We start from the raw sequence: 26,094 nt of genomic DNA on the forward strand, positions 1-26,094 counted from the left end.
TGATAAACAGTAAAAGAAACGGGTGATAAGTCATGATAGGATGTTTATGCATTCATGGTTTTACCGGAGCTCCGTATGAAGTAGAGCCGCTGGCTGACCACCTCAAACAAACGGCCGGCTGGCATGTCGAAATGATCACACTTCCGGGACACGGAGACATGCCGGTTTTGAAAGGCGTCTTTTTTCAGGAGTGGATTGCCTGTGCTGAAGTGGAGCTCATCCGTCTTCTTAAAACATGTGATACCGTATGTTTAATCGGCTTTTCAATGGGCGGAATGATTGCCGCCTATTTAGCGGGAAAGTATCCTGTCAGCCGGCTCGTTCTTTTGAGTGCGGCTGCCCAATACATCAGCCCCGGACAGCTGATTCAGGATTTGAAAAATGTCATCAAAGATTCATTCCAAGGCAGGCTGGAGGACAATCTGCTTTACAAAAGATATAAGCAAAAGCTGACAAGCACACCGGTTTCTTCAGCGCTGCAGTTTCGCAAGCTTGTGAAAGCAACAAAACCGGCTTTGAAAAACCTCGACATCCCTGTGCTCATCGTTCAGGGGGAATACGATTCAATCGTCCCATTATCAAGCGCTCATTACTTATATGAGACGATTCCTTCCGAGGAAAAAGAACTTTGTCTTTTGCCAAATTCTAAGCATCATGTCTGCCTTGAAGAAAATCCTGCATTTCTTTTTCAAACCGTGGAAGCATTTCTGAAAAAAATTCCGATTGATTCAATAAAAAATAAATAATTCATCGGCAATCGGCAAAAAATAAGTGTGCGGGATGAAGCTTTGAAAAAAATAAATATGACTGTCGAAACCCTCTAAAGCCTGTGTTACAATGTTAAAAAGGTGTAGAAAAAACGACGCCTCTAAAGGGGCTGCCGACTTTTACCAACAGTTCTGTTTCTCAGGCTACATAGGAGGCAAGCCTTCATAACAGGCCTTGATCTCGCCCTGAAGGAACAGCTGAAAAAACCGCCGCACAGAGCACATCCCTTATTCTCGTCTTGTTGAAAAACATATAACGGAATGGTAATATAACATGTAAAGTAATTCGGGCTTTGTATAAAGTATGAACCTGTCCTTTATAAAAAGGGCAGTTTTTATTGATGAAACACGACATTACTGAAACAGTAAGCAGAAGGAGTTTGAATACATTGACTATAACGTTTCAAGATTTTCAATTAAGTTCTGATCTCACAAAAGCGATCAATCGTATGGGATTTGAAGAAGCAACACCGATTCAGGCGCAAACGATACCGCTCGGACTTGCAAATAAAGATGTGATTGGACAAGCGCAAACGGGAACAGGAAAAACAGCTGCATTTGGCATTCCTCTTGTTGAGAAAATCAACCCCGAGTCTCCTAACATTCAAGCCATTGTTATCGCACCTACTCGTGAATTGGCCATTCAAGTATCTGAAGAGCTATATAAAATTGGACAGGATAAACGCGCTCGAGTTCTTCCAATTTACGGAGGTCAGGATATTGGCCGCCAAATTCGCGCGCTCAAGAAAAATCCTCACATTATTGTTGGTACTCCGGGCCGTCTGATTGACCATATCAACCGCCGCACAATGCGTCTTCAAACTGTGAATACCGTTGTGCTTGATGAAGCGGATGAAATGCTGAACATGGGATTCATCGAAGATATCGAATCCATTCTTTCCAATGTGCCGGCAGAACACCAGACATTGCTGTTTTCTGCAACGATGCCTGCACCGATTAAACGGATTGCCGAACGCTTCATGAACGACCCTGAACACGTTAAGGTAAAAGCGAAGGAAATGACGGTTTCCAACATTCAGCAGTTCTACTTGGAAGTGCAGGAACGGAAAAAGTTCGATACATTGACACGTCTGCTTGACATCCAGTCTCCTGAATTGGCGATTGTATTCGGACGTACAAAACGCCGCGTCGATGAGCTGACTGAGGCGCTGAACCTGCGCGGCTACACAGCCGAAGGAATTCACGGAGATTTAACACAGGCAAAGCGGATGGTTGCGCTTCGGAAATTTAAGCAAGGCGCAATTGAAGTGCTGGTTGCGACAGACGTTGCTGCCCGCGGTTTGGATATTTCAGGCGTAACCCACGTCTATAACTTTGATGTCCCTCAAGATCCTGAAAGCTATGTCCACCGCATCGGAAGAACGGGCCGCGCGGGTAAAACCGGAATGGCGATGACGTTTATCACGCCGCGTGAAAAGGATATGCTGCGTGCCATCGAGCAAACGACAAAACGTAAAATGGATCGGATGAAAGAACCGACTATTGATGAAGCCATTGAAGGCCAGCAGCAGGTGACGGTTGACCGCATCCGCACCATTATCTCTGAAAACAACCTGAACTTCTATATGACTGCTGCAGCAGAACTTCTGGAAGACCATGACTCTGTGACAGTCGTTGCAGCAGCGATTAAAATGATGACAAAAGAGCCGGATAACACGCCTGTACGCTTAACAGAAGAGGCGCCGCTCAGATCGAAGCGAAACAAAAACCATCACCAACGTTCATCAAAACGCAGAGACGGCGGCGGTTATAGAGGAAAAGGAAAGAACAACCGTTCATCCTATGATAAAAAGCGTTCATCAAATGACAGACGACAAAAAAAATCATATAATTCATAATCAGAAGGCGGATCCTTTTAACGGATTCGCCTTTTTTAAAAGCAATTTAGTGAAACAAAAAGGGCATGAAGTTCGTACATAAAATATAAGATTGGGGGAATCGAGTTTTGAGAAGCGAGCCGAAAAATCAAATCAGCCGTGATGGCGTAAAAGTGTGGAGAATCAGCGCAATCATCACATCATTTGTTTTATTCCTGATTGCCGCAGGTCTGGTTGTGCTTGGCGTGATCTTTAAATGGCCTTTGTGGATTGGAATTTTGCCAGCCGCCGTATGGCTGGTCATTTCAATTTTTATTATATTGATCATCCCGAACCTCCGTCACAAGATCTGGCGCTATGAAGTGCATGAGCATGAAATTGATATTCAGCACGGAATCTTTGTAGTGACGCGTGTGATCGTCCCGATGGTCAGGGTTCAGCATGTTGATACATCACAGGGGCCTCTGCTCAGAAAATACAACCTTGCATCCGTTCAAATTTCAACTGCCGCGACAACCCATTCAATTCCCGCTCTTGATCTGGAAGAAGCGGATCAGCTCAGAGATTTCATATCCCGTTTGGCAAGGGTGACTGAAGATGATGTCTGAACCGAAACGCATGCACCCGGCAGCCATGATTCTCAACTTTTTTACGGGGCTTGTTGAAACCGTCAAAAATTTTATCATCCCGTTTGGCGTGGCCTTTTTTTTAAATCATAACCATGTGATCAACATAATAGCAATTTCTGCGGTCGTACTGTTTTTCGTTTTTTTGATTGCAAGCAGTATCATAAAGTGGAGAAAATTCACCTATCGGATTGAGGAGGATGAACTGCGGATCGAGGAAGGCCTGATCACAAAGAAAAAGAGGTACATTCCGATCGAACGGATTCAAACGATCAACACAAGCGCAGGGATCATCCAGCAAATCTTTAAGCTTGTCAAACTTCAGGTCGAAACGGCCGGAGACGGCAAAGAAGCGGAAGTTTCCCTTGTCGCCGTTACACAGGCCGAAGCTGAAAATATCCAGAAGGCGCTCTTTGAGCGAAAGAAAGAAATGGCCGATATTGCAGCTGACAATGCAGAGCTTCAAAAAGATGCTGTCGTGAAAATAGAAGAAGCGCCGCCGGCACCTGAGACGACATATAAAATGAGCGGACAGGAGCTTCTGATCGCTGCTTCAACATCAAGCGGAATAGGGGTCATTATTTCAGGGATTTTCGCTTTTATTACTCAAATAGACGAAGTGTTCAATTTGGATTGGCTGTATGATCGATTTTCCTTTTTGAACAGCGCCGGAGCAGCGGTGATTGCATTGGTTGCCTTTGCCGCCCTATTCATCGCATGGCTCCTCAGCATCATCGGCATGCTGTTGAAGTATGCGAACTTTACCATTGTCCGCAAACAAAAAGAAATCATCATTTCCCGGGGACTGATTGAAAAACATCAAGTCACCATTCCGCTCCAGCGAATCCAGGCGATTAAAATAAAAGAAAGTCTGATCAGGCAGCCGTTCGGCTTTGCAACCATCACGATCGTCAGCGCCGGGGGAAGCGCGATGGAAGAAGACAAATCGACCGTCTTGTTCCCGATCATCAGCAGAAAGCTGATCAAAAAACGCCTCGGCGAGTTGATACCTGATTATGCTCCTGAAGAAGGGCTGAACCGCTTGCCGAAGCGCGCATTGGGCCGGTACATGCTGCGCTCATCATGGCCTGTCCTGGCGGTGATTCCGCTCAGCATTTTCTTTCCGCCTTGGGGGTATTTGTCCATCATATTGATTCCTTTTTACTGGATCTTCGGATATTTGGCATATCGTGATGCGGGGTGGAAAATCAGCGGCAGCAAACTGATCATGTCATCCCGCCTCATCGGCAGGACAACCGCTGTCATCCAGCACAAACGCATGCAGGTTTTTGAGGTCAGCCGCTCTTTTTTCCAGCGCAGAAAGAAGCTTGTCTCCATCCACACATCAACAAAATCATCGATGTTGATGGAGAAGTTCTCCGTAGCGGATGCAGACGAGAAGGATTCAGAAGACATTTTTAATTGGTACTCCTATGAAAAAAGAGTGAACGGTTAATAACCGTCACTCTCAGCGTGTCGAAAAACCCTCGCATTCGTTGTCAGGCCTGCGCGTCGGTGCTCACGAATTCCAACATTCGCTCCGCTCCGATGCTCGTCCTTCCTAGACTGCAAGGGTTTTCAATCACGCTGAAAGGATGACAAAATCCTAAAACTTTAAACCGTTTTAGGATTTTGTCAACAATCTAAGAGTGAACGGTTAATAACCGTCACTCTTTTTGCTTAAAAATAGCGGAGCAAGCGCCAGTCCGCCCAAAAGGCCGAAAATATGCGCCATGATGTTAATATTATGATTGATAAAAGTCATCAAAACCGAAATGGCGAGAATCGTTACGATGATTTGTGAATTGGCGCTCCCCATCAGCTCTTTACGAAACAGGACGATATATAAATAAACGCCGAACAACCCGAATATCGCGCCGGAAGCCCCGACATGCATATACTCCAGCGGCTCTATGAAGTATGTGCCGATATTGCCGATCACGCCCGCTCCGAAATAAATGATCATAAACCGCATCTTCCCCAGCATCCGCTCCAGTCCAGGCGCAAATAAAAACAGCGACATCGAGTTGAAGAGCAGATGAGAAAACCCTCCATGAATCAAGATCGGTGTGGCAAACCGCCACCATTCTCCATTTGCAATTCCCCAGTTAAACCCGATCATTAAATCAGACCACATTTGCACAGAAGGAAGGGGGATTAAAAAAACAATCCAAATGGCAAGCTGCAGGGCCAATATAGCGGTCGTAACCGGATAAAGTCTGATAAACGTCTGAAAATTTTCTGTTCTGATAAACATGCTTTAGCTCTAAGCCCCTTTACAATGATCTCGTACATATTGATATAGTAACACGTTTATGACCATGCTTTGATAAATAGTACGCCGATAAAATGAATTGAAAGGTTGTCATGCTAGTCTGCATATTGTCTCCCCCACTCTCATATATTGGGTAGTGCAATAAGGGAGACAAGTCGTTGCAGGCTTTTATGGTACGCATGCCGATCTAGCCGGCCCCTATTCCAAAAGCGTACCGTTAAAGTCGAACAAGCGGTTTCTTCCTTTTTACATCAATGATTAAAAAGGGGTTGAAAAAGGTGAGAAAAAGCTTTGTTTTGCTTTTAACGGGGCTGCTTGTTGTCTTTATGCTTTCTGCCTGCGGCCAAAAATCGCAAGAAGATGTTGTGACGGGGCTCGACAAGAAGGCAAAAGAATACACGTCCTATAAGGCAAAAGCAAAAATGACGATTGAAACGGGAAATGAACCGCAAGAGTACGATGTAGAGATCTGGCATAAAAAACCTTCTTTTTATCGGGTTTATTTGGAAAATCCGAAGAAAGACCAGAGCCAGGTGATTTTGCGGAATGAGAACGGCGTGTTTGTATTGACACCGTCCCTGAACAAAAGCTTCCGATTTCACAGTGATTGGCCCAACAACAGCAGCCAGGTCTATTTGTTTGAATCGCTCGTAAAAGATATTAAAAATGATGGAGAAGCTTCCTTCTCAGCAAAGGATTCAAAGTATATTTTTGAAACGAAGACAAACTATCAGCATAACCAGATGCTGCCTACACAAGAAATCGTATTCCATAAGAAAAATATGGCCCCTCAATCTGTCAAAGTGATGGATACAGACCGCAAAGCCATGGTAAAAGTTGAATTCAAGAGCTTTGAATTTAATAAACCTTTTGATAAAGATTCATTTGATGAAAAGAAAAACATGACGCTTTCTCAAATAGATGTCACCACAAGCGCTGAGCCGTCGGATTCATTTGCCGTCAAAACGCCGCTTGATCTGCCGCAGGGCGTCAAAAAGCTGGAAGAGAAAGAGGTGACGACAGATGACGGGAAAAGAATCATCATCACATACGGCGGAGAAAAATCATTCACTCTAATCCAGGAAAAAGCCCGTGTTGCCAAAACTTCCGCTTCGGTTTCCATGAACGGTGAACCGGTTAATCTCGGATTTACAGTCGGTGTTTTGACAGACAAATCGGTTTCTTGGACATATGACGGAGTCGATTATTTCATCTCATCAGAGGATCTTTCCCAAGATGAACTTCTGATGGTTGCTAAAAGCATGCAAGGCCAGTCATCCAAGTAGACTAGACTAAACGTCCAAACAGCTTGTTCTTCGATATACGGAGAACAGGCTGTTTTATTTTAATGCCTGCGTGTATGTTTTCGGTCGGTTTTCCGTAAAATGTATATGGAACCAAGAACTTTTTGTTGGGCTGCGGCATCATACACAGTGCAAAATTTCCCTTCCTCCTGCTTTTTTAGTATGATGGGGGAAGATGATTTGAAACAAGGAACAGGAAGTGTCATGATGAGCTTAAAACCATTCTATAGGAAGACTTGGGCGGAGATCGACTTAACGGCTTTAAAAGAAAATGTCCGCAATATGAAACAGCATATTGGCGAGCATGTTCATCTGATGGCCGTCGTGAAAGCGAATGCCTATGGTCATGGAAGTGCACAAGTGGCAAAGGCGGCTCTTGAAGAAGGAGCGTCAGTTCTTGCCGTTGCTTTACTTGATGAGGCGCTCTCACTAAGAGCAGAAGGAATAGAAGAACCGATTCTCGTCCTTGGTGCAGTGCCGCCTGAGTACACCGGCATTGCCGCAGACAAGAGGATTATTGTAACGGGCTATTCCGTCCAATGGCTGAAAGAAGTGCTCGGTTTCTTGGATGGGGTCGACACCCCTCTTGAGTTTCATCTGAAAATCGACACGGGCATGGGAAGACTCGGCTGCAAAACGGAAGAGGACATAAAAGAAATGATGGAGATGGCAGAATCGAGCTCAAAGCTCAATTGCACAGGCGTTTTCACTCATTTTGCGACAGCCGATGAAACAGATACGGATTATTTCAACATGCAGCTTAACCGTTTTGAAGAACTGACCAAACCCCTCCCGCTTGACCGTTTAATGGTGCACTCATCAAACAGCGCCGCTGGTCTGCGTTTTAAGAAACAGCTTTTTAATGCCGTTCGTTTCGGCATCAGCATGTACGGCTTGTCACCATCTACAGAAATAAAAGACGAGCTCCCGTTTCGTCTGCGGGAAGTGTTCTCGCTCCATACGGAACTTTCCCACGTGAAGACAATCAAGAAAGGTGAAAGCGTCAGCTATGGAGCGACGTATACCGCCGAGCATGACGAATGGATCGGAACCGTACCGGTCGGTTATGCGGACGGGTGGCTGCGCCGCCTTGCAGGAACCGAAGTGCTGATAGACGGAAAAAGGCAGAAGATTGCCGGAAGAATCTGCATGGATCAGTTCATGATTTCTCTTGATGAAGAATATCCTGTCGGCACAAAAGTGACATTAATCGGAAAACAAGAAGACGAATGGATATCAGTCGACGAAATCGCTCAAAAACTGCAGACGATTAATTATGAAATCACATGTATGATAAGTTCACGGGTCCCCCGTATGTTTTTGGAAAATGGGAGTATAATGGAAATAAGGAATCCGATCTTGCCAAATCATATTTGAAAATAAATAATAAGCGGAAAAACAGCTTTGCTTGCGGATCGAATAGTGATATGATTATGATTGGAATGGATAACATGTTGTATCCGTAAGTTTGGTGGAGGTGTATGTTTTTGTCTGAATCCAGCGCTACAACTGAAATTATGATTCGCTTGCCAGAAGCCTTAGTATCAGAACTGGATGGTGTCGTCATGCAAGATAACGGGAGCAGAAATGAACTGATTTACCAAGCCACAAAAATGTATTTACGCGAACGCAAAAATCGACAAATTCGGGAATCGATGAGACGCGGTTATATGGAGATGGCAAAAATCAATTTGAACATCTCTTCTGAGGCACAATTTGCAGAGTATGAGGCTGAAAACACAGTAGAGCGCTTAGTAAGCGGAGGATAATCATTTGATTGTTAAACGCGGCGATGTTTATTTTGCTGACCTATCTCCTGTTGTTGGCTCAGAACAAGGCGGAGTGCGCCCAGTTTTAGTGATTCAAAACAACATCGGCAATCGCTTCAGCCCAACTGCTATTGTTGCAGCCATAACAGCCCAAATACAGAAAGCAAAATTACCTACCCACGTCGAAATTGATGCGAAACGCTATGGTTTTGAAAGAGATTCCGTTATATTGCTCGAGCAAATTCGGACGATTGATAAGCAAAGATTAACGGACAAAATCACTCATCTCGATGATGAAATGATGGAAAAAGTCAACGAAGCCTTACAAATCAGTTTGGCACTTATTGATTTTTAATAAGAGAACAGAGTTGCTCGATGAGAAAGAGCAACTTTTTTTGTGTTCAAAAATAACAAACGATATAATGATAATGTTAGTCCAAAAATTGTTAGCGTATGTAGTTAGGGGGATGAACATGTCGAATCAAGCGGTATTAAAGTTTATTTCAGAACACCAAAATGAACTTTCTGAAAATTTGGCAGGTATTCTGAAAGAAATGAACGGAAAAATATCGAACGCAAAACTGACTGAGCACATGTATCAGACGATCAGCAATGAATATATTCATATTTTAATGAATTATTCAGCGGCTGATGATGAAAACGTGATCGACACGATTTATCAATTTTCTTCTAAAGCCGTGCAGAGGAGTATTCCGTTAAAGCTTCTGTCCTCAGGGCTGGCGGCGTTCTGGAAGCATCTTTACTATGAAATGAACAAGGGTGTTCCTGAAGACAAGCAGTGCTATGATCTGATTTGGCAAATCGACAAATTGATCGAACCGATCAACAGTGAAATTTTAAATCAGTACGCCATTTCTTGGGAAAAAACCGTCGCTATGCAGAAGGTCGCTTTACAAGAGCTTTCAGCGCCGCTGATCCCGGTCTTTGATAACATTACGGTGATGCCTCTCGTCGGAACGATCGATACAGAACGCGCCAAAAAAATCATGGAAAACCTTTTGAGCGGCGTTGCCAAACATCGTTCCGAAGTGGTTTTAATCGATATTACGGGAGTGCCTGTCGTCGATACGATGGTTGCGCACCACATTATTCAAGCTTCTGAAGCCGTCAGACTGGTCGGCGCCAAGTGCCTGCTCGTCGGAATTCGCCCGGAAATCGCGCAGACGATTGTCAATTTGGGAATCGATTTAACCCAGGTTATTACAAAAAATACCCTGCAAAAAGGAATTCAAACCGCACTGGAAATGACGGACAGAAAAATTGTTTCATTGGAGGAATAGACTTTGAGAGTACCTAAAATTCCGATCCTGAAACTGTATAATTGTTTACTGGTGTCCATTCAGGTAGAGCTCGATGACCAAACCGCTCTGAACTTTCAAGAGGATTTGCTCAATAAAATTTATGAAACTGGATCGAACGGAGTGGTGATCGACCTGACTTCGGTGGATATCATCGATTCATTCATCGCCAAAGTGCTGGGCGATGTAATCGCGATGTCAAAACTTATGGGGGCTAAAGTCGTTCTAACCGGCATACAGCCGGCTGTTGCGGTGACATTGATTGAACTCGGCATTTCTTTGGACGAGATCGAGACGGCGCTTGATCTCGAAAAAGGGCTCGAGACATTGCAGCGGGAATTGGGGGAATAGATATGAAAGACCAGTCCTGTGTAAAGATTTTGACAGAGTGGGATATTGTAGCTGCCAGACAGCTCGGGCGAAATGTCGCAAAAGAACTGGGATTCGGCACGGTTGATCAGGCCAGGATCACAACGGCTATTTCAGAGCTGGCCCGGAATATCTATTTATATGCCGGCAAAGGCCAAATTTGTATTGAACAGGTTGAAGAAAGGGGGAAAAAGGGATTGAAAATCGTTGCGGAGGATGAGGGACCGGGAATTGCCGACATCCGTAAAGTGATGGAAGACGGTTTTTCAACCTCAGGCGGCCTTGGAGCCGGACTCCCGGGAGTAAAGCGTTTAATGGATCAATTCGAATTGAATTCAGACGCTGAAAATGGAACGGACATACAAGCCGTAAAGTGGCTTCGGTAGGAGGGAAGGAATGGATTTCAGGGAAGTGATTGAGCAGCGCTATCGTCAGCTGCTTAGCCGTTATATATCTGAGTTGACAGAGACATCCCTTTATCAAGGGCAGAAATTCAGCAGAAAAACGATCGAACATCAAGTACCGCCGGAAGAAATTATCAGCATACACCGAAAAGTTCTGTCTGAATTGTATCCGGATCTTCCGGACCATGTGTTCCATTCGCTCGACTTTTTAATTGAAGTGATGATTGGATACGGATTGGCCTATCAAGAGCATCAGACATTAAGAGGCATTCAGCAGGAAATTAAATCGGAAATAGAAATTGCCGCAAATGTACAGCAGACGCTGCTTGAAACAACGATTCCGAAAGACGAAGCGCTCGAGATCGGAGCGGTAAGCGTTCCGGCAAAACAAATGAGCGGGGATTATTATCATTTTGTCCGCGACCAGGAATCGATCAGTATCGCCATTGCAGATGTGATCGGGAAAGGAATACCAGCTGCATTATGCATGTCGATGATCAAGTATGCGATGGATTCCCTGCCGGATTCAGGCTCACATCCTTCACAGGTGCTCAAAAACCTGAACAGGGTCGTCGAGCAAAATGTCGATCCGAGCATGTTCATTACGATGTTTTATGGCAACTATCACCTTCAAAAACACCTATTCACGTTTGCATCTGCCGGTCATGAACCTGGCTTTTATTATTCTTGCAGGGAAAACAAATTTTACGATTTACATGCGAAAGGCCTCGTTCTCGGCATTTCTTCAGATTATGACTATGAACAGTATGAGCAGAAGCTTGAAATCGGCGATATGATTATTCTTTTTTCGGATGGAGTTACTGAATGCAGAACGGACAACGGCTTTTTGGACCAGGCTGACCTTCAGGATCTCATCAGCTTACATATGAGGGAACCGGCACAGCAAATGGTTGAAAATATATACGACAATCTGCTTAAGCTTCAGGAATTTCGGCTTCATGATGATTTCACCCTCATTGTTTTAAAAAGAAAGGTTTAAAGCTTCTCTTTGCCGGGTAATAAAACTATAGCGATTAAGAGAACTAGAGGTGATATTGTGAATTTGGCAGTCGATACGAAAAAAAATGATCATGTGGTAAAGATAAAAGTAGCGGGAGAAATTGATGTCCACTCGGCCCCCACATTGCGGGAAGAGCTGCTGCCGCTCGCAGAAGACGGAAAAGATCTAAAGGTTAGTCTGAAAGACGTTTCATATATGGACAGCACGGGACTGGGCGTTTTTGTAGGAATATATAAAACGGTGAACAGAACTGGGGGTTCTTTGGTGCTTGAAAATTTGTCTGACCGTTTGATCCGTTTATTTGATATTACAGGCTTAAAGGACATCATTGATATTTCTGGAAAGTCAGAGGGTGGATTGTAATGAAGACAGCAGCTGATTACATTGAAATGAAGTCACCTGCCAAACCGGAATATGTAGGAATCATTCGTTTGACCCTGTCGGGAATTGCAAGCAAAATGGGGTATTCCTATGATGATATCGAAGATTTGAAAATCGCTGTAAGCGAAGCTTGTACGAACGCTGTGCAGCACGCTTACAAACTGGATAAATCAGGAGAGGTCTCCGTCAGATTCGGCGTTTTTGAGGATCGGCTCGAAATTGTTGTCGCAGATCAGGGGGACAGCTTCGATATCCGGGACCAGGAGGCGCTTGGGCCATATTCTCCCGAGCATACGGTAGATCAATTGTCAGAAGGAGGGCTCGGCTTATATTTGATGGAAACGCTGATGGATGAAGTGAATGTGCAAATTGACTCAGGCGTAACCGTTTCGATGACAAAGTTCTTAAACAGGGAGCGAGTTGATGATGGCACAACCGTCCAAAACTACGAAACGAACTAAAGACGAAGTCGATCGACTGATTAAACAATATCAGGAAAGCCAGGATGAAAACGCTCAGCTTACCCTTGTCGAGTCTTACACCAATTTGGTGGAAACACTAGCTAAAAAATATTCAAAAGGCAAAAGCTTTCACGAAGATCTTTGCCAGGTCGGAATGCTCGGTTTGCTCGGAGCGATCAAACGCTATGATCCTGATATGGGGAAATCATTTGAAGCCTTTGCCATACCGACCATCGTTGGGGAAATCAAGCGGTTTCTCCGGGATAAAACCTGGAGCGTCCACGTGCCGAGAAGGATCAAAGAATTGGGGCCCCGGATTAAAATGGCTGTTGATCAATTAACAGCAGAAACCCAAAGATCTCCCCGAGTTGAGGAGATTGCCGAGTTTCTTGGGGTGACGGAAGAAGAAGTGCTGGAAACGATGGAAATGGGCAAAAGCTATCAGGCGCTGTCTGTGGATCACAGCATTGAAGCCGATGCCGACGGCAGCACGGTGACGATCCTTGATATCGTCGGCTCACAGGAAGAAGGCTATGAAAAGGTGAACCAAAAGCTGATGCTTGACAGTGTATTGCACGTCCTTTCCGACCGGGAAAAGCAAATTATTGAGCTGACATACATCGAAAATAAAAGTCAAAAAGAAACCGGAGAAATATTGGGCATATCACAAATGCACGTATCCAGACTGCAGCGGAAAGCTGTCAAACGGCTGAGGGAAGCTTTGGCGGAAGATCCCTTGATGGAGTTGAAGCAATGATCTGGACTGAGTCGAATGAACACATTCACGCACTTGTCTATCAGCTGCCCAAAGAAGGGAAATCCGTCTGCGGTGACAGCTTTTATTTCAATGCGACTGACCAAGGAATGATATGTGCGCTGGCCGACGGACTTGGCAGCGGTGCGCTGGCTTATGAATCCTCTTCAGCAATCAGCGAGGTTGTCAAAGAGCATGGGGATGAAGATGTCGCAAGCCTGATGGAACGATGCAATCAAGCTCTGAAGCAAAAGCGCGGTGCGACTGTCTCGATTTTAAAAGCCGATTTTCAAACGAGGACAATCGCTTACAGCTCAGTAGGCAATATTCGCTTTATCCTGTACGCTCCTTCAGACAAATATATCTATCCTCCCCCTGTAACGGGATACATGTCGGGAAAACCGCAAACATACAAAACATTCACCTATACTTATGAAAAAGGGTCAAAGTTCATCATCCATTCAGACGGTTTGGACGTTCCCGCCCTTCGGACTTATTTAAAACAGCACCATTCGCCCGGAGATATTTCAAATCAGCTTGAAGCATACACATTGATGGGAAAAGACGATCTGACCTATATCATCGGACAGCTTTTTTAAAGGAGCTGTCCTTTTGATATAGGTGTTTTTCAACATCTTTTGGTACACTAAGAAGACAACATTCTTATGGAGGCTACAATGGATACTTTAGCGTTAATCGTCAAACAAGTCGCAAAAGAGACGGAACTGGCCGCAAAGCACGTCGGCAATGTCATTCAATTGTTGGAAGACGGAAATACCGTGCCATTTATCGCGCGATACCGCAAGGAACAAACAGGTTCCATGGATGAAGTGCAAATTCAAACGATCTCCGAACGCTGGGGATACATTCAGCATTTAAATCAGCGAAAGGAAGAAGTCATCCGGCTGATTGCAGAGCAGGACAAGCTGACCGGCGAGCTGAAGCAGAAGATTGAAAAAGCGGACAAGCTGCAAGAAATAGAAGACTTATACAGGCCCTATAAGCAGAAAAGGAAAACGAAAGCGACAATCGCCAAAAGCAAGGGGCTTGAGCCATTGGCCGACTTCATCATCGCTCTGCCTCAGAATAAAGACATTCTAGCTGAAGCAAAGCAATACATAAATGAAGAAAAAGAAGTGATGAGCGCGGAAGACGCGCTTGAAGGGGCGAAGTACATCCTCGCTGAAAGAATCTCTGATGAACCTGAATTCAGAAGATGGATCCGCCAAGAGACCTTCAAAAAAGGAACCTTGAAATCTGCGGCAAAAGACGCCGAAGCGGACGAAAAGAAAATCTATGAGATGTATTATGAATATGGGGAGCCGATACAGAAAATCGTTCCCCATCGTGTGCTCGCCGTCAACCGCGGTGAAAAAGAAGACATTTTAAAAGTGTCTGTCGAACCGCCGGCCGATCATATCCAAGCTTATTTGGAAAAGCGGATATTAAAACATAAACAAACAACCGCAAAAGACATTCTGAAGGATGCGATAGAAGACAGCTATAAACGTCTGATCCAGCCGTCCATCGAACGAGAGATCAGAAAAGAGCTGACAGAAAAAGCGGAAGATCAAGCGATTCATATTTTTGCCGAAAACCTGCGTAAGCTCTTGCTTCAGCCGCCAATGAAAGGAAAGCTCGTCCTTGGGGTTGATCCGGCATTCCGTACGGGCTGCAAGCTTGCGGTCGTGGATGAAACAGGGAAAATGCTGAAAATCGGTGTGATTTATCCGCATCCGCCTGTCAATAAAAAAAGCGCCGCCATTGATAAAGTGAAAAACATCATGGAAGATTTTCAAATCGAAGTCATCGCGATCGGAAACGGGACGGCTTCGAGAGAGACGGAACAGTTTATCGCCGATCTTTTGAAAGACATCGACAGAAAGGTATACTACCTGATCGTCAACGAAGCGGGAGCGAGCGTCTACTCGGCTTCAGAGCTGGCAAGGGAAGAATTTCCTGATTTGCAGGTTGAGGAGCGGAGCGCCGTGTCCATCGCCCGCCGGCTTCAAGATCCGCTGGCCGAGCTCGTCAAAATCGATCCAAAATCAGTCGGTGTCGGCCAATATCAGCACGATGTCAGCCAGAAAAAATTAAACGACTCCCTCCGCTTTGTCGTCGAAACCGTAGTCAACCAAGTCGGCGTTAATGTGAATACGGCATCGGCGGCGCTATTGCAGTATGTAGCCGGACTATCCAAATCGGTTGCGTCCAATATCGTGAAAAAAAGGGATGAAGTCGGAAAATTCACCAGCCGGAAAGAATTGAAAGATATTCCGCGGCTGGGCGCGAAAACATATGAGCAGTGTATCGGCTTTTTAAGGGTTCCTGACGGCAATGAACCGCTTGACCGCACAGGCATCCATCCGGAAAGCTACAAAGAAACGAGAGAGCTGCTCAAAAAGCTTGGCCTTGCAAAAGACCAAATCGGTACAGCCGAACTTCAGGGCAAAATAAATGAATTGAATATTTCAGAAACCGCTGAACAGCTAGGAATCGGCGACATCACACTGAAAGACATTTGCGCCCAGCTGACAAGGCCTGAGCGCGATCCAAGGGATGAAGTCCCTAAACCCCTTTTAAAAACCGATGTGCTCCAGCTTGAGGATTTAAAAGAAGGAATGGAGCTGCAGGGCACGGTGCGAAACGTCGTCGACTTCGGTGCGTTCGTCGACATCGGGGTGAAACAGGACGGGCTTGTGCACATTTCAAAGCTCAGCCATTCCTTCGTCAAACATCCGCTTGACGTCGTATCGGTCGGCGATATCGTAACGGTGTGGGTAGAGCATGCAGATGCTGCAAAAGGAAGGGTGTCATTATCAATGGTGAAGGAAAAATAGCACTGCTCATAAGCAGTGTTTTTTTCTATAAAAATACCAGCATTGGTTCAGCAATTTAATCTGATAATGATCTTTTTCGTAAAAAGCTCTTTGCATCTGGTTTTTGAGCCAATTCGGCATTGCTCATCCCTCCTCAGGCTCTGATCATAGAGTGTGGGTTCTGTTTTAGTTTATGCCGGCGGGAATTTGTCCCGTTCGATTTTTTTGAAAATGAGGTGGGTACAATCAATGGACGATCAGCAATTGCAGCAGCTGACAGAAGAGATTTCTCTGACATATTTTAAAAAGCCGTTCCGGCATCGGGCCTATTTCAACAGCCGTCTGAAAACAACCGGAGGCAGATATTTATTGCACTCGCACGATATCGAGCTGAACAAAAAATATTTGGCGGAGCACGGCCAAAAAGAGCTTGAAGGCATCATCAAGCATGAGCTGTGCCATTACCACCTTCATCTCGAGGGAAAAGGCTACAAACACCGGGACAGGGATTTTAGAATGCTCTTAAATGAAGTCGGAGCCCCAAGATTCTGCACGCCGCTAAGCGCGAAAAAACAAACGAGAAAAACCCGCACCTACCAGTGTGGGTCATGCGGGCAAATTTTCCTGAGAAAACGCGCTATGGATACAAATCGCTATGTTTGCGGCAAATGCGGAGGAAAAATAAAAGAAATGACGAAAAAAGGTTGACGGATCAGGCTCGTCTATGATAAATTATAAAAGCCGTCGCAAGACGAGGCATGAAGATAAATTGTTTTCTTGACACAATTTGTCGTCATATATATAATGAAATGAGTCTGATCATTCCACAGTAGCTCAGTGGTAGAGCTATCGGCTGTTAACCGATCGGTCGCAGGTTCGAATCCTGCCTGTGGAGCCAATGGAGAAGTACTCAAGTGGCTGAAGAGGCGCCCCTGCTAAGGGTGTAGGTCGCGTAAGCGGCGCGAGGGTTCAAATCCCTCCTTCTCCGCCATTAGAAAAATATGATTCCGACTTCATATGGCCCGTTGGTCAAGTGGTTAAGACACCGCCCTTTCACGGCGGTAACACGGGTTCGAATCCCGTACGGGTCATTTCTCATATGGATTATTGGGCTATAGCCAAGCGGTAAGGCAACGGACTTTGACTCCGTCATGCGTTGGTTCGAATCCAGCTAGCCCAGCCATTTTTATTTGAGCCATTAGCTCAGTTGGTAGAGCATCTGACTTTTAATCAGAGGGTCGAAGGTTCGAGTCCTTCATGGCTCACCATTGTTTTTCATGCGGGTGTGGCGGAATTGGCAGACGCGCTAGACTTAGGATCTAGTGTCTTTACGGCGTGGGGGTTCGAGTCCCTTCACCCGCACTTTAAAACAACATATCATGCGGTCGTGGCGGAATGGCAGACGCGCTAGGTTGAGGGCCTAGTGGGGGCAACCCCGTGGAGGTTCAAGTCCTCTCGGCCGCATACCAGAGATACCAAGGGTTTTGACGCCCTTGGTATTTTTTTGCTTCTTTTTCATTTAATTTTTTTACTCCACATTTACTCCAGTTACTTAAAGTAAGTCATCTAAACGGTCAGCAGTCTCTCTTTGTTTGTTTGGAAAAAGGTGTCCGGAACTTCACAATCTCTAATGTATATCTCCTTCATACGAAATGGTTCGAATGGGAATTAATCGCAGATATTACTCCATCAGATTTAGAAACAAGAATTGTGATTCTGCGAAAAAAGGATAAGGCTATGGTGTTACAAGAACACTTATAATGTAATTTTTTAGGTATTTGTAATTAATTTACAGATATTATTAATATTCACTCATGAATTCGTGATATTATATTGAAGGGGACGATCAAAGGCTTTGGCGTTAGTAATTAATAATGTTTTAAATATTTACGAGTGCTACCTCATGTCAAAGTCAGAAAAAATATTATAGGAGGTAACATATGTTTAAGTTTAAAAGGAATTTCTTAGTTGGATTAACAGCAGCTTTAATGAGTATTAGCTTGTTTTCGGCAACCGCCTCTGCAGCTAGCCCAGACTACTGGCAAAATTGGACTGATGGCGGCGGAACAGTAAACGCTGTCAATGGGCCTGGAGGGAATTACAGTGTTAATTGGTCTAATACCGGAAATTTCGTTGTTGGTAAAGGTTGGACTACAGGTTCGCCATCTAGGACAATAAACTATAATGCCGGAGTTTGGGCGCCGAATGGCAATGGATATTTGGCTTTATATGGTTGGACGAGATCACCTCTCATAGAATATTATGTAGTGGATTCATGGGGTACTTATAGACCTACTGGAACGTATAAAGGTACTGTATACAGTGATGGGGGTACATATGACATATATACAACTACACGTTATAACGCACCTTCCATTGATGGCGAAAAAACTACTTTCACGCAGTACTGGAGTGTTCGCCAGTCGAAGAGACCAACTGGAAGCAACGCTAAAATCACTTTCAGCAATCATGTTAAAGCATGGAAGAGTCATGGAATGAATCTGGGTAGTAATTGGTCTTACCAAGTCTTAGCGACAGAAGGATATCAAAGTAGTGGAAGTTCTAACGTAACAGTGTGGTAACAGGTCATCTTTAATCAGGGGTAGCTAACGGACTGCTGATCGTTCCTTGAGAGATTTTATAATCATTGTTATTGTGAGTTACTAAGAGGCGACGGTCTTTTAGTTGGAGTTCCAATATATGCCTCGGGTATGGTAAATGATTATTAAAATCGTTAGTAATGGTTAAAGGTCGTTTTCTACTAGGCGAACGGCCTTGGCATTGATATGCCTGGGAGTGGGGAAAACGATCGGTTAGGCCTTGATAGGAAAACACCGGATTATGAAGAGGATAAAGGGAAAGAAACAAAGTTATTAGAATTTGAACTGATATAAATTTTAAAGCAGGCCTATGCCTGCTTTATTTTAATGCGTTATTAACGATTTTTGCGTGTATTCCACTGATTTGTACCCTAAATGTATTTCCTCAGTTGCTTCATTCGTAAAGTGAGGTATTCCTTTTATTTCGACTATTTTTCTCTAAAATTTTCGCAACCGAAGAGCAAATTGAAAAATACAAAGAACGAGCAAGAAGAACAGAATATTATCATTGGAAGTATAATATTGTTGTTGCGTGGATTGAATTATATTTAGACTTTTCTGTTGTGAAGGCACGAGCTTTTACAACAAATATAAAAAGGTTCAATCGAGGATTCCGTCCAATTTATAAAAAATAACTCCAGGATAGCGGTCGAGGTTCGAATTAACGAAAAAATAGACAATAGTGAAATTGTGAATGACATTATTAGTGGAATCGAATCTTGGAAGAACTATTATTACAAAAATCGTTGGATTGATTACTCTTTTTTGTCATCAATCTCATGGATAGACCATGTTAAAAAGCAAAAAAATCTTAAGAACCACTTTGGTAAGCTTTACGGAATTCGTTTGAAAAGCTTACTCCATTTTTACTCCATAATTCTTAAAAAACAATGAAATTTTATGTAATTGGTGTAAAGAGATACAATGAAAACAAGCTTTCATAAATCGTGATAAGCTTCCACTTTATTGAGGGCCTAGTGGGGGCAACCCCGTGGAGGTTCAAGTCCTCTCGGCCGCATCATAGGAATACCAAGGGTTTATGAGCCCTTGGTATTTTTTGTATTCATCTAGTTTTTTGCCTGTTGTGCCCACTTACTTAAAATACATTCTATATTGAATGCTTTTTACCTTTATCATCATTAGGTGATGTACTGGATTGTATTAATATGCGGTCCAATACTTTTTCAGTAAATGGCATAAAGTAATTAAGTATCAGCCCTCCTAAACAAACGGTTAATAAAGTTCCAACGCCAATTGGTCCATTTAAAATCAGAGCCATGATCAAGAGGACGAGGTAAATGAATGTTCTGGAAAAAAATACATTTGTTCTCGCTAATTCTTGGAGGATTAATGTTAATCGGTCAACTGGAATCGGTGCGAAATTTGTGTGTAAATATGTTGCAGTTCCTAATCCTATAACAACTAAGCCGATTCCAAAACAAATAACTTTGCTGTACCATCGTTCAGGTGTTACAAAAAAGTGCAATAAAAAAAGCCACATATCAATACCCATACCCGTTATAAATGCTGTTAACATCCCCAAAACTTCCGGTTTTTGTCTTTTTAAAAATGAATTACAGCATATCAATATTAAAGCTATTATGATTTCCCAACTTCCCACAGTGAGCCCCGCATTGATAGACAGTCCTATCAGAAGTGCATCAAAAGGTGAAGTTCCAAGGTCTGATTGGATCGTGAAAGAAATACCAAGGGTTAAGATTAAAATTCCTAATACATAAAAAACATATTTCACTTTACTCGACCTCTTCATCATTATTTTTTTATTGCAAATGCAATAAAGTTGAGTTATATTTAATTTACGCCAATTTTATTGTATTTGCAACAAAAATATGTACGCAGGGAGTTAATGATGAAGGACATTCTTCGTGAAATTGGAATGATTGCCAGGGCATTAGATTCTATAAGCAATATCGAATTTAAAGAACATGACCTTACAAAAGGGCAGTATTTGTACCTTGTCCGAATATGTGAAAACCCGGGAATCATTCAAGAAAAGCTTGCTGAGATGATTAAAGTAGACAGGACAACCGCAGCTCGTGCAATAAAAAAACTTGAAATGAAGGGCTTTATTGAAAGGAAAGATGATGAACATAACAAAAAAATAAAAAAACTCTTTCCAACAGAAAAGGGAAAAAAGGTATTTCCTTTTATAAAAAGAGAAAATGACCATTCGAATCGTGTCGCATTAGATGGATTTTCCGAAAGAGAAGTGGAAACCATCTTCAATCTTCTTCAAAGAGTAAGAAAAAATATAGAAAAAGACTGGGAATTCGTCAAAAAGGGAAACAAGAGAAATTATTGATGAGATAAAGGAGCGGCCGATTTAAATGACGATAAACATAAAAAAGTGCACCCTTGAAGATTCACGCAAACTTCAAGAAATTAGTTATGAAACATTTAATGAGACATTTAAGCATCAGAATTCACCCGAAAATATGAATGCCTATTTGGAAAGGGCATTTAACTTAAAACAATTAGAAAAAGAATTATCCAATAAGTCTTCGCAATTCTTTTTTGTTTATTTAAATAATGAAGTCGCTGGATATTTAAAGGTCAATATCAATGATGCTCAGTCTGAAAAAATGAGGGATGAATCACTTGAAATCGAGAGGATTTATATCAAGAACAAATGTCAAAAACACGGACTTGGTAAATATCTGCTAAATAAAGCTGAGGAAATTGCGCTGGAACTTAATAAAAAGAAAATCTGGCTTGGCGTATGGGGAAAAAATGAAAATGCTATTGCTTTTTATAAGAGAATGGGGTTTGTTCAAACCGGAGCCCACTCTTTTTATATGGGGGATGAAGAACAAACGGACTTTATAATGACCAAAACACTCCTATAACTGAAGGAGGATTATTATGTATATTCCAAAATATTTTAAGATCACAAACGTTGATGAAATTTTGGATTTTGTTCAAAAAAACTCTTTTGGCACAATCGTCACAACTGAACAAGAGAAACCAATCGCCACTCATTTGCCTTTGGTGTTAAATAAAAAAGGTGATGATTACTATATTACTGGGCATATCGCTTATGGAAATCCTCAGTGGAGAACATTTGAAACCTGTGAAGATGTGCTTGTTATGTTCCAGGGGCCGCACGCTTACATTTCTTCTTCTTGGTATGGGCATGAAGAAGTTCCAACATGGAATTATCAAGCCGTCCATGTATATGGTAAAGCAAGCATTTTAGAGAAAGATGAATTGTTAGAAGGATTAACAATAATGATGGGAAAATACGAAAAACATCGAGAAAATCCAATTTTAATGGATAAACTTTCTCCTCAACTCTTAGAACGTCAACTGAAAGGTATTGTCGGATTTAAGATTAAGGTGGGAGAAATTCAGGCTGCATATAAATTAAGTCAGAACCGAAATGAAACGGATTATATGAACATCATTGATCAATTACAAAATGAAGGAAATCCACATTCGAAACAAATGGCAGAACTGATGGAAAAGAGATTAAAAAATTAAATATAATCCAACTTTTATTAAATCCTCAGATGCAAGAATTAAGGAACGGAACGGAGCAATTGCTCTTTCTTTAATTGGATTGGGATGCGAACTTTGGATTAATTAGTGGTACTGCTCAAATTGTTAATTCTACAGAGCTTTTAACTCGCGCGACAGTTCAAGGAACACTTGATGTTTTTACTGCATTAGCATGGGCTTCTGGCGGGGCTCTTTAATAATACAAGTGATGTCGCACTATCTCTGAGCATAGAGCTATTATTCTTAGTTCTTATACCGATTGTCATTTGGTTCCGCAAGAAATAAAGGATAGTCGAAAGGCTATTCTTTTTTTTATTTTTCATTAATAGACAGGGCATTAGTGACATGTGCATAATTACATACTTATTCAGTGGTTTATTATAGTCTAAAAACAGTGGCCCATTTTGTGCCCAAAATGAATAATAAAATGATGAAAACTGGTGTAATGAATGACTACAAATGCTATTATGAAAAAGTCAGTGATTCATATCAAAACTTGATCATATGCCAGGAGACGGAAAACGTGATCGTTTGGGACTTGATAGGAAAACACCAGATTATGAAGAAGTAAAAGGAAAAGAAACAAAGTTAGAAAGTTAGAATTAAGAATAAATTTAAAGCAGGCATATGCCTGCTTTTTCAAGTGATAGCTTTTTCAGCGGTTTGAAATTCATTGATCGATGATGTAATCATTCTTCCAGCGGTTTGAAATTCATTGATCGACGATGTAATCATTCTTCCGGTGGTTTGAAATTCATTGATCGACGATGTAATCATTCTTCCAGCGATTTGGTAAGAGTCGGAGGGGGTAGTAAATTTAATCGGAATTGTTGTTAATGCGGCCAAAGAGAATAAAGTAATACAGAGTAGAATTTTGTTTTTCATAAAAAATCAACTCCCCTTTTTGTTTATATTCATTGCATGAATAGCTTTTCGGTAAAATTGGACTGATTCCTCAAGTTTACCAATTTTATTATAATATTCTGCTGCGTCTAAAGCCAATTCCTCAACATCTGCATACAGCGCCTTATTTTCAAGATATTTGAATTCCTCCTCTGTAGAACCATGATCAAAATAAATTTTTCTCAATATGTTAAGTTGCGCTTCATGGGATTTGTCATTTATAGACTTGGCATTCTCTACACCTTGTTCATAAAAGCTTAGTGCCTCTGGAAAATTCCCTTGTTTTAAACAAACATACATTAACTGAAATAAAGCTTTAGGTATATATGAAGAATTTTTTTTCTTAAATATTGATAAAGACTTTTGTATATGTTCATATGATTCAGAAAAATGTTTCAAATAAAAATGGCAGTTCCCCAAATTGAAATAAGCTGACGCTAATAAGTGGTTATTATCCATTTTCTTAGTTTTATGTAAAGCAAATTGTAAGGTTTTTAAGGCGTCTTTATATTTCATGGTATCAACTTGATTTCCGGCTATAACGAAATAGCAATATATTTCTTTTTCTATTAAGGTCTCATGTGCTTTGAATGTATTGATCGCCATTGTGGCATAATTCATGGATATATAGTTCTGTCTGAGGTGGTAGTAAACTTCGGATAGCTTATAATAAAATTCGGCTTTTTCTTCTTCGCTATCAACAGAGGCTAATTTTTTTTCGGCGATTTTGTAACAGGTTATTGCTGTATTGAAATTATGTTGCTTGAATTCATACCTCCCTTTAAAAAACCAATAGTAGCAGTGAATCATTTCATCAATTTGGGTGCTTTGCATGTCCTCTTTTTTGGTTTCAATACTTGATAATGAAGCAGAAATGTCAATTGCGTCGTTAGGTTTCAAATCTCTTAACATAATATTGTGACGGAAATCAATTAAAGAGTAATACAACAATACTGTTTGGTCTTCTTCCATTTCCTCGAAATCTCGTTGAATTTCGGCTTTAATGAATTCTGCGTCTGTGACTTGATTTCTGCGTATCTTCGAATACCATTCATTAATTTTTATTGCCACATTCTCTGATGGAATTTTTTGTTTCATGATGCAAACCCCTCTCATAATCAATACGTTCTCTATATCCATATATTGCATATATTAACATGTTTTCTCGATTTCGAGAATTAAAAAATTGAAAGTTTTCGGTGTGCCGCAATAAGGCTTTTTTGCCATGAATTGTTTACTCTTTTACTATAAAGAAGGAACCTATAGTTGATGATAGGAGAATAAAACAATACCGTGATGTCAAAAATAAAATTAACGTGACACCAATTAGTGTCCTATAATCAAGACACCAATTAGTGTCCAATTAAGGGTGAGTGGATTTTGTACGAAAAAAATCAAGAGCGTGATATTTATGCAGCCATTGCTGACCCAGCAAGACGCAAATTGCTGCGTTTGTTGGCGGACGTGGAAGAAGTGCCGCTCAAAGAGTTGACCGTTCATTTTGAAATGGGTCGTACTGCGGTTTCGAAGCATTTGGCCATTCTTAAAGAGGCTGATCTCGTCATCAGCAGAAAGGTCGGCAGGGAAACGCGTTATCGGCTGAACGCTGCCCCATTGAAAGAAATTGAGGACTGGGTATCGTTTTACAGGAAATTCTGGAGTGAAAGAATGTTGATTTTAAACCAAATATTACAGGAGGAACAAAAAATGAGTTTAACAGTATCACAAGATTTTCATTTTAAGAGCCCGATCGAGAAGGTATGGCACGCCTTAACAGATACAGATACTCTTGCAAAATGGATCATGGCTAATGACTTTAAACCTGTCGTCGGACATAAATTTCAGTTTCGGAATGAACAGTGGAATTTAATTATTGATTCCGAAGTTCTTGAAGTGGACGAGCCTTATCAGTTATCTTACACTTGGGTAGGCGGCGGGATAAACACTACAGTCACATGGACATTAAAGCATGAGGATGGAACAACCTACTTACATCTTGAACACACAGGATTCGAAAAAGAAGATCAAGCGTTCAATGGTGCGAAATATGGTTGGGTTAGAATGGGCGAAGAACTTAAAAAATTGTTAGAGGAAATGTAAGACCAAAACTCTAAACCTGTTTTTAAGTATTAGCTAACATATAAGAAAAAAGAAACTGCTCGGAAATAGGGGTGTTCCTTGATGAAAAATAGTAGAATGAATCCTAAGGTTGATGACTTTTTAAGTAAAGCTGAAAAGTGGAAGGAAGAATATAAGCAGTTGAGAAATATCGTTCTTGACTGTGAGCTGACCGAAGAATTTAAGTGGATGCATCCTTGCTACACGTTAAATAAAAAAAACGTCGTTTTAATACATGGATTTAAAGAATATTGTGCGCTTCTGTTTCACAAAGGCGCCTTGTTAAAGGATCCCCATGGGATTCTCATCCAACAAACGGAGAATGTACAGGCGGCGCGCCAAATTCGGTTCACCAATGTTCAAGAGATAGTTGAAATAGAACCCATTTTGAAAGCCTATATTGATGAAGCCGTTGAAGTTGAAAATGCCGGTTTGGAAGTGAATTTTAAAGAGAATACGGAATTCATCATTCCAGAAGAACTTCAAAATAAATTCGATGAAATCCCTGCCCTGAAAACTGCTTTTGAAGCATTGACCCCGGGACGGCAAAGAGCATACATTCTTTATTTTTCTCAAGCCAAACAATCCAAAACTCGAGTGTCAAGGGTTGAAAAATATGTACAGAAAATTCTCGATGGAAAGGGATTAAAGGATTAGTATATCCGATGAGAAAATAAATGAATCAAACTTTATGATATGACCTCACTTTGTTTATTTGGAAAAAGGTGTCCGTAAACATCTATTGTCATCTTTATAGAAGCATGTACTAGCCGTTCTTTTTTTAATAAAGCTACGCGGCAATACTAAACCGGGATACGATCGAGACGAGTATCCTCTATGGTCATGT

At 42.0% G+C, this 26,094-nt stretch carries 29 protein-coding genes, 7 tRNA genes and 5 pseudogenes; 35 read left to right on the plus strand and 6 right to left on the minus strand.

The genetic code is table 11. The annotated features are described in order from the left end of the window. Positions 1 to 32: 32 nt before the first annotated feature. From BTA30_RS10815 to BTA30_RS10830, 4 genes are all read left to right on the plus strand, one after another. Positions 33 to 746, plus strand: a complete 714-nt coding sequence (locus BTA30_RS10815; protein ID WP_076761261.1) for an alpha/beta hydrolase — start codon at positions 33 to 35, stop codon at positions 744 to 746. 410 nt (positions 747 to 1,156) lie between these two features. Then, positions 1,157 to 2,626: a degradosome RNA helicase CshA gene (gene cshA, locus BTA30_RS10820; RefSeq protein WP_076761262.1), complete on the plus strand. Its 1,470-nt coding sequence runs from the start codon at positions 1,157 to 1,159 to the stop codon at positions 2,624 to 2,626. A gap of 107 nt (positions 2,627 to 2,733) precedes the next feature. Beyond that, positions 2,734 to 3,213: a PH domain-containing protein gene (locus tag BTA30_RS10825; protein ID WP_076761263.1), complete on the plus strand. Its 480-nt coding sequence runs from the start codon at positions 2,734 to 2,736 to the stop codon at positions 3,211 to 3,213. Then, positions 3,203 to 4,687: a PH domain-containing protein gene (locus BTA30_RS10830; RefSeq protein WP_076761264.1), complete on the plus strand. Its 1,485-nt coding sequence runs from the start codon at positions 3,203 to 3,205 to the stop codon at positions 4,685 to 4,687. Before BTA30_RS10825 ends, BTA30_RS10830 begins: the two co-directional genes overlap by 11 nt. Before the next feature lie 201 nt (positions 4,688 to 4,888). Here the strand turns inward: BTA30_RS10830 and BTA30_RS10835 are convergent, their stop codons facing one another. Beyond that, positions 4,889 to 5,488, minus strand: a complete 600-nt coding sequence (locus BTA30_RS10835) for a rhomboid family intramembrane serine protease (protein WP_076761265.1) — start codon at positions 5,486 to 5,488, stop codon at positions 4,889 to 4,891. Between the two features lie 287 nt (positions 5,489 to 5,775). Between BTA30_RS10835 and BTA30_RS10840 the strand changes: the two genes are divergently transcribed. The 13 genes from BTA30_RS10840 to BTA30_RS10900 all read left to right on the plus strand — a co-directional run bounded on the left by BTA30_RS10840 (position 5,776) and on the right by BTA30_RS10900 (position 16,128). Further along, positions 5,776 to 6,792 (plus strand): LolA family protein, encoded by a 1,017-nt coding sequence (locus tag BTA30_RS10840; protein WP_094777322.1) that lies wholly within the window; start codon positions 5,776 to 5,778, stop codon positions 6,790 to 6,792. Between the two features lie 225 nt (positions 6,793 to 7,017). Further along, positions 7,018 to 8,187, plus strand: coding sequence for an alanine racemase (gene alr / locus BTA30_RS10845; RefSeq protein ID WP_076761324.1), 1,170 nt, complete (start codon positions 7,018 to 7,020; stop codon positions 8,185 to 8,187). A gap of 110 nt (positions 8,188 to 8,297) precedes the next feature. Continuing rightward, on the plus strand, positions 8,298 to 8,579 hold the full coding sequence (locus BTA30_RS10850) for a CopG family ribbon-helix-helix protein (RefSeq protein ID WP_026585993.1): 282 nt from the start codon (positions 8,298 to 8,300) through the stop codon (positions 8,577 to 8,579). A 4-nt stretch (positions 8,580 to 8,583) separates the two neighbouring features. Continuing rightward, on the plus strand, positions 8,584 to 8,934 hold the full coding sequence (gene ndoA, locus BTA30_RS10855) for a type II toxin-antitoxin system endoribonuclease NdoA (RefSeq protein WP_003179128.1): 351 nt from the start codon (positions 8,584 to 8,586) through the stop codon (positions 8,932 to 8,934). A gap of 118 nt (positions 8,935 to 9,052) precedes the next feature. Beyond that, the gene (locus BTA30_RS10860; protein ID WP_076761267.1) at positions 9,053 to 9,880 is read left to right on the plus strand and encodes an RsbT co-antagonist protein RsbRA; all 828 of its coding nucleotides are present in this window, start codon (positions 9,053 to 9,055) and stop codon (positions 9,878 to 9,880) included. A 3-nt stretch (positions 9,881 to 9,883) separates the two neighbouring features. After that, positions 9,884 to 10,249: an STAS domain-containing protein gene (locus BTA30_RS10865; RefSeq protein ID WP_026585995.1), complete on the plus strand. Its 366-nt coding sequence runs from the start codon at positions 9,884 to 9,886 to the stop codon at positions 10,247 to 10,249. 2 nt (positions 10,250 to 10,251) lie between these two features. Next, a complete protein-coding gene (locus BTA30_RS10870) occupies positions 10,252 to 10,653 on the plus strand; it encodes an anti-sigma regulatory factor (RefSeq protein WP_076761268.1) in 402 nt (133 codons plus the stop codon). Positions 10,654 to 10,663: 10 nt separating this feature from the next. After that, a complete protein-coding gene (locus tag BTA30_RS10875; protein ID WP_076761269.1) occupies positions 10,664 to 11,671 on the plus strand; it encodes a PP2C family protein-serine/threonine phosphatase in 1,008 nt (335 codons plus the stop codon). Between the two features lie 57 nt (positions 11,672 to 11,728). Beyond that, positions 11,729 to 12,055, plus strand: a complete 327-nt coding sequence (locus BTA30_RS10880; RefSeq protein ID WP_076761270.1) for an anti-sigma factor antagonist — start codon at positions 11,729 to 11,731, stop codon at positions 12,053 to 12,055. After that, positions 12,055 to 12,534, plus strand: a complete 480-nt coding sequence (rsbW, locus tag BTA30_RS10885; RefSeq protein WP_076761271.1) for an anti-sigma B factor RsbW — start codon at positions 12,055 to 12,057, stop codon at positions 12,532 to 12,534. The genes BTA30_RS10880 and rsbW overlap by 1 nt, the downstream gene beginning before the upstream one ends. Continuing rightward, on the plus strand, positions 12,500 to 13,291 hold the full coding sequence (gene sigB / locus BTA30_RS10890) for an RNA polymerase sigma factor SigB (protein WP_076761325.1): 792 nt from the start codon (positions 12,500 to 12,502) through the stop codon (positions 13,289 to 13,291). The genes rsbW and sigB overlap by 35 nt, the downstream gene beginning before the upstream one ends. After that, positions 13,288 to 13,887, plus strand: a complete 600-nt coding sequence (locus BTA30_RS10895) for a PP2C family serine/threonine-protein phosphatase (protein ID WP_076761272.1) — start codon at positions 13,288 to 13,290, stop codon at positions 13,885 to 13,887. Before sigB ends, BTA30_RS10895 begins: the two co-directional genes overlap by 4 nt. Positions 13,888 to 13,965: 78 nt before the next feature. Then, positions 13,966 to 16,128, plus strand: a complete 2,163-nt coding sequence (locus BTA30_RS10900; protein ID WP_076761273.1) for a Tex family protein — start codon at positions 13,966 to 13,968, stop codon at positions 16,126 to 16,128. Positions 16,129 to 16,134: 6 nt separating this feature from the next. Here BTA30_RS10900 and cmpA read toward each other — a convergent pair whose 3' ends face one another. Further along, entirely contained in the window at positions 16,135 to 16,248 is a 114-nt protein-coding gene (gene cmpA / locus BTA30_RS22750; protein ID WP_094777318.1) for a cortex morphogenetic protein CmpA, read from the minus strand. A gap of 108 nt (positions 16,249 to 16,356) precedes the next feature. Between cmpA and BTA30_RS10905 the strand changes: the two genes are divergently transcribed. The 10 genes and pseudogenes from BTA30_RS10905 to BTA30_RS23820 all read left to right on the plus strand — a co-directional run. After that, on the plus strand, positions 16,357 to 16,815 hold the full coding sequence (locus tag BTA30_RS10905) for a SprT family protein (RefSeq protein ID WP_076761274.1): 459 nt from the start codon (positions 16,357 to 16,359) through the stop codon (positions 16,813 to 16,815). 115 nt (positions 16,816 to 16,930) lie between these two features. Further along, positions 16,931 to 17,005, plus strand: a tRNA-Asn gene (locus BTA30_RS10910). 2 nt (positions 17,006 to 17,007) lie between these two features. Continuing rightward, positions 17,008 to 17,098, plus strand: a tRNA-Ser gene (locus BTA30_RS10915). Positions 17,099 to 17,126: 28 nt separating this feature from the next. Further along, positions 17,127 to 17,198 (plus strand) — tRNA-Glu (locus BTA30_RS10920). 17 nt (positions 17,199 to 17,215) lie between these two features. Beyond that, a tRNA-Gln gene (locus tag BTA30_RS10925) sits at positions 17,216 to 17,290 on the plus strand. 9 nt (positions 17,291 to 17,299) lie between these two features. After that, positions 17,300 to 17,375: transfer RNA gene (locus BTA30_RS10930), tRNA-Lys, on the plus strand. 11 nt (positions 17,376 to 17,386) lie between these two features. Next, positions 17,387 to 17,469: transfer RNA gene (locus tag BTA30_RS10935), tRNA-Leu, on the plus strand. A gap of 19 nt (positions 17,470 to 17,488) precedes the next feature. Further along, a tRNA-Leu gene (locus BTA30_RS10940) sits at positions 17,489 to 17,571 on the plus strand. 476 nt (positions 17,572 to 18,047) lie between these two features. After that, a complete protein-coding gene (locus tag BTA30_RS10945) occupies positions 18,048 to 18,689 on the plus strand; it encodes a glycoside hydrolase family 11 protein (protein WP_076761275.1) in 642 nt (213 codons plus the stop codon). A 201-nt stretch (positions 18,690 to 18,890) separates the two neighbouring features. Next, positions 18,891 to 19,001 (plus strand): annotated as a pseudogene (locus BTA30_RS23820) (hypothetical protein); the annotation flags it as partial. An 814-nt stretch (positions 19,002 to 19,815) separates the two neighbouring features. On the opposite strand, the gene BTA30_RS10950 reads toward BTA30_RS23820, so the two are convergent. Further along, positions 19,816 to 20,460: a YczE/YyaS/YitT family protein gene (locus BTA30_RS10950; RefSeq protein WP_076761276.1), complete on the minus strand. Its 645-nt coding sequence runs from the start codon at positions 20,458 to 20,460 to the stop codon at positions 19,816 to 19,818. A gap of 117 nt (positions 20,461 to 20,577) precedes the next feature. Between BTA30_RS10950 and BTA30_RS10955 the strand changes: the two genes are divergently transcribed. The 5 genes and pseudogenes from BTA30_RS10955 to BTA30_RS23830 all read left to right on the plus strand — a co-directional run. Further along, positions 20,578 to 21,030 carry a MarR family winged helix-turn-helix transcriptional regulator gene (locus BTA30_RS10955; RefSeq protein ID WP_076761277.1) on the plus strand — a complete coding sequence of 151 codons (453 nt, stop codon included), beginning with the start codon at positions 20,578 to 20,580 and terminating at the stop codon, positions 21,028 to 21,030. A 25-nt stretch (positions 21,031 to 21,055) separates the two neighbouring features. Further along, entirely contained in the window at positions 21,056 to 21,574 is a 519-nt protein-coding gene (gene paiA, locus BTA30_RS10960) for a spermidine/spermine N(1)-acetyltransferase (RefSeq protein ID WP_076761278.1), read from the plus strand. Between the two features lie 16 nt (positions 21,575 to 21,590). After that, complete coding sequence (locus BTA30_RS10965) at positions 21,591 to 22,208, plus strand: FMN-binding negative transcriptional regulator (RefSeq protein WP_076761279.1); 618 nt, start codon at positions 21,591 to 21,593, stop codon at positions 22,206 to 22,208. 58 nt (positions 22,209 to 22,266) lie between these two features. Next, a pseudogene (locus BTA30_RS23825) lies at positions 22,267 to 22,511 on the plus strand (MFS transporter); the annotation flags it as partial. Between the two features lie 178 nt (positions 22,512 to 22,689). Next, a pseudogene (locus BTA30_RS23830) lies at positions 22,690 to 22,826 on the plus strand (lipoprotein); the annotation flags it as partial. Positions 22,827 to 22,865: 39 nt separating this feature from the next. Here BTA30_RS23830 and BTA30_RS10975 read toward each other — a convergent pair. Next, on the minus strand, positions 22,866 to 23,111 hold the full coding sequence (locus tag BTA30_RS10975) for a hypothetical protein (protein WP_076761280.1): 246 nt from the start codon (positions 23,109 to 23,111) through the stop codon (positions 22,866 to 22,868). 6 nt (positions 23,112 to 23,117) lie between these two features. Continuing rightward, a complete protein-coding gene (locus tag BTA30_RS10980; protein WP_076761281.1) occupies positions 23,118 to 24,227 on the minus strand; it encodes a Rap family tetratricopeptide repeat protein in 1,110 nt (369 codons plus the stop codon). A gap of 282 nt (positions 24,228 to 24,509) precedes the next feature. On the opposite strand from BTA30_RS10980, the pseudogene BTA30_RS24115 reads away from it, so the two are divergent. From BTA30_RS24115 to BTA30_RS10990, 3 genes and pseudogenes are all read left to right on the plus strand, one after another. Further along, positions 24,510 to 24,743: pseudogene (locus BTA30_RS24115) on the plus strand (ArsR/SmtB family transcription factor); the annotation flags it as partial. Positions 24,744 to 24,836: 93 nt separating this feature from the next. Continuing rightward, entirely contained in the window at positions 24,837 to 25,229 is a 393-nt protein-coding gene (locus BTA30_RS23840) for an SRPBCC family protein (protein WP_239693634.1), read from the plus strand. A gap of 81 nt (positions 25,230 to 25,310) precedes the next feature. Further along, complete coding sequence (locus BTA30_RS10990; RefSeq protein ID WP_076761283.1) at positions 25,311 to 25,904, plus strand: YdeI/OmpD-associated family protein; 594 nt, start codon at positions 25,311 to 25,313, stop codon at positions 25,902 to 25,904. A gap of 32 nt (positions 25,905 to 25,936) precedes the next feature. Here BTA30_RS10990 and BTA30_RS24250 read toward each other — a convergent pair. Beyond that, positions 25,937 to 26,026 (minus strand): annotated as a pseudogene (locus tag BTA30_RS24250) (hypothetical protein); the annotation flags it as partial. Positions 26,027 to 26,094: the final 68 nt, after the last annotated feature.

Origin of the sequence: Bacillus swezeyi (genome assembly GCF_001969815.1) — a bacterium.
Lineage (GTDB): Bacteria > Bacillota > Bacilli > Bacillales > Bacillaceae > Bacillus > Bacillus swezeyi.

Bases quoted from the DNA above. Each gene is read 5' to 3' on its own strand.
- BTA30_RS10815 (WP_076761261.1), top strand. From the start codon at position 33: ATGATAGGATGTTTATGCATTCATGGTTTTACCGGAGCTCCGTATGAA.
- BTA30_RS10830 (WP_076761264.1), top strand. From the start codon at position 3,203: ATGATGTCTGAACCGAAACGCATGCACCCGGCAGCCATGATTCTCAAC.
- BTA30_RS10835 (WP_076761265.1), bottom strand. From the start codon at position 5,488: ATGTTTATCAGAACAGAAAATTTTCAGACGTTTATCAGACTTTATCCG.
- alr (WP_076761324.1), top strand. From the start codon at position 7,018: ATGAGCTTAAAACCATTCTATAGGAAGACTTGGGCGGAGATCGACTTA.
- BTA30_RS10860 (WP_076761267.1), top strand. From the start codon at position 9,053: ATGTCGAATCAAGCGGTATTAAAGTTTATTTCAGAACACCAAAATGAA.
- BTA30_RS10870 (WP_076761268.1), top strand. From the start codon at position 10,252: ATGAAAGACCAGTCCTGTGTAAAGATTTTGACAGAGTGGGATATTGTA.
- BTA30_RS10875 (WP_076761269.1), top strand. From the start codon at position 10,664: ATGGATTTCAGGGAAGTGATTGAGCAGCGCTATCGTCAGCTGCTTAGC.
- rsbW (WP_076761271.1), top strand. From the start codon at position 12,055: ATGAAGACAGCAGCTGATTACATTGAAATGAAGTCACCTGCCAAACCG.
- sigB (WP_076761325.1), top strand. From the start codon at position 12,500: ATGGCACAACCGTCCAAAACTACGAAACGAACTAAAGACGAAGTCGAT.
- BTA30_RS10895 (WP_076761272.1), top strand. From the start codon at position 13,288: ATGATCTGGACTGAGTCGAATGAACACATTCACGCACTTGTCTATCAG.
- BTA30_RS10900 (WP_076761273.1), top strand. From the start codon at position 13,966: ATGGATACTTTAGCGTTAATCGTCAAACAAGTCGCAAAAGAGACGGAA.
- cmpA (WP_094777318.1), bottom strand. From the start codon at position 16,248: ATGCCGAATTGGCTCAAAAACCAGATGCAAAGAGCTTTTTACGAAAAA.
- BTA30_RS10905 (WP_076761274.1), top strand. From the start codon at position 16,357: ATGGACGATCAGCAATTGCAGCAGCTGACAGAAGAGATTTCTCTGACA.
- BTA30_RS10945 (WP_076761275.1), top strand. From the start codon at position 18,048: ATGTTTAAGTTTAAAAGGAATTTCTTAGTTGGATTAACAGCAGCTTTA.
- BTA30_RS10955 (WP_076761277.1), top strand. From the start codon at position 20,578: ATGAAGGACATTCTTCGTGAAATTGGAATGATTGCCAGGGCATTAGAT.
- paiA (WP_076761278.1), top strand. From the start codon at position 21,056: ATGACGATAAACATAAAAAAGTGCACCCTTGAAGATTCACGCAAACTT.
- BTA30_RS10965 (WP_076761279.1), top strand. From the start codon at position 21,591: ATGTATATTCCAAAATATTTTAAGATCACAAACGTTGATGAAATTTTG.
- BTA30_RS10975 (WP_076761280.1), bottom strand. From the start codon at position 23,111: ATGAAAAACAAAATTCTACTCTGTATTACTTTATTCTCTTTGGCCGCA.
- BTA30_RS10980 (WP_076761281.1), bottom strand. From the start codon at position 24,227: ATGAAACAAAAAATTCCATCAGAGAATGTGGCAATAAAAATTAATGAA.
- BTA30_RS23840 (WP_239693634.1), top strand. From the start codon at position 24,837: ATGAGTTTAACAGTATCACAAGATTTTCATTTTAAGAGCCCGATCGAG.
- BTA30_RS10990 (WP_076761283.1), top strand. From the start codon at position 25,311: ATGAAAAATAGTAGAATGAATCCTAAGGTTGATGACTTTTTAAGTAAA.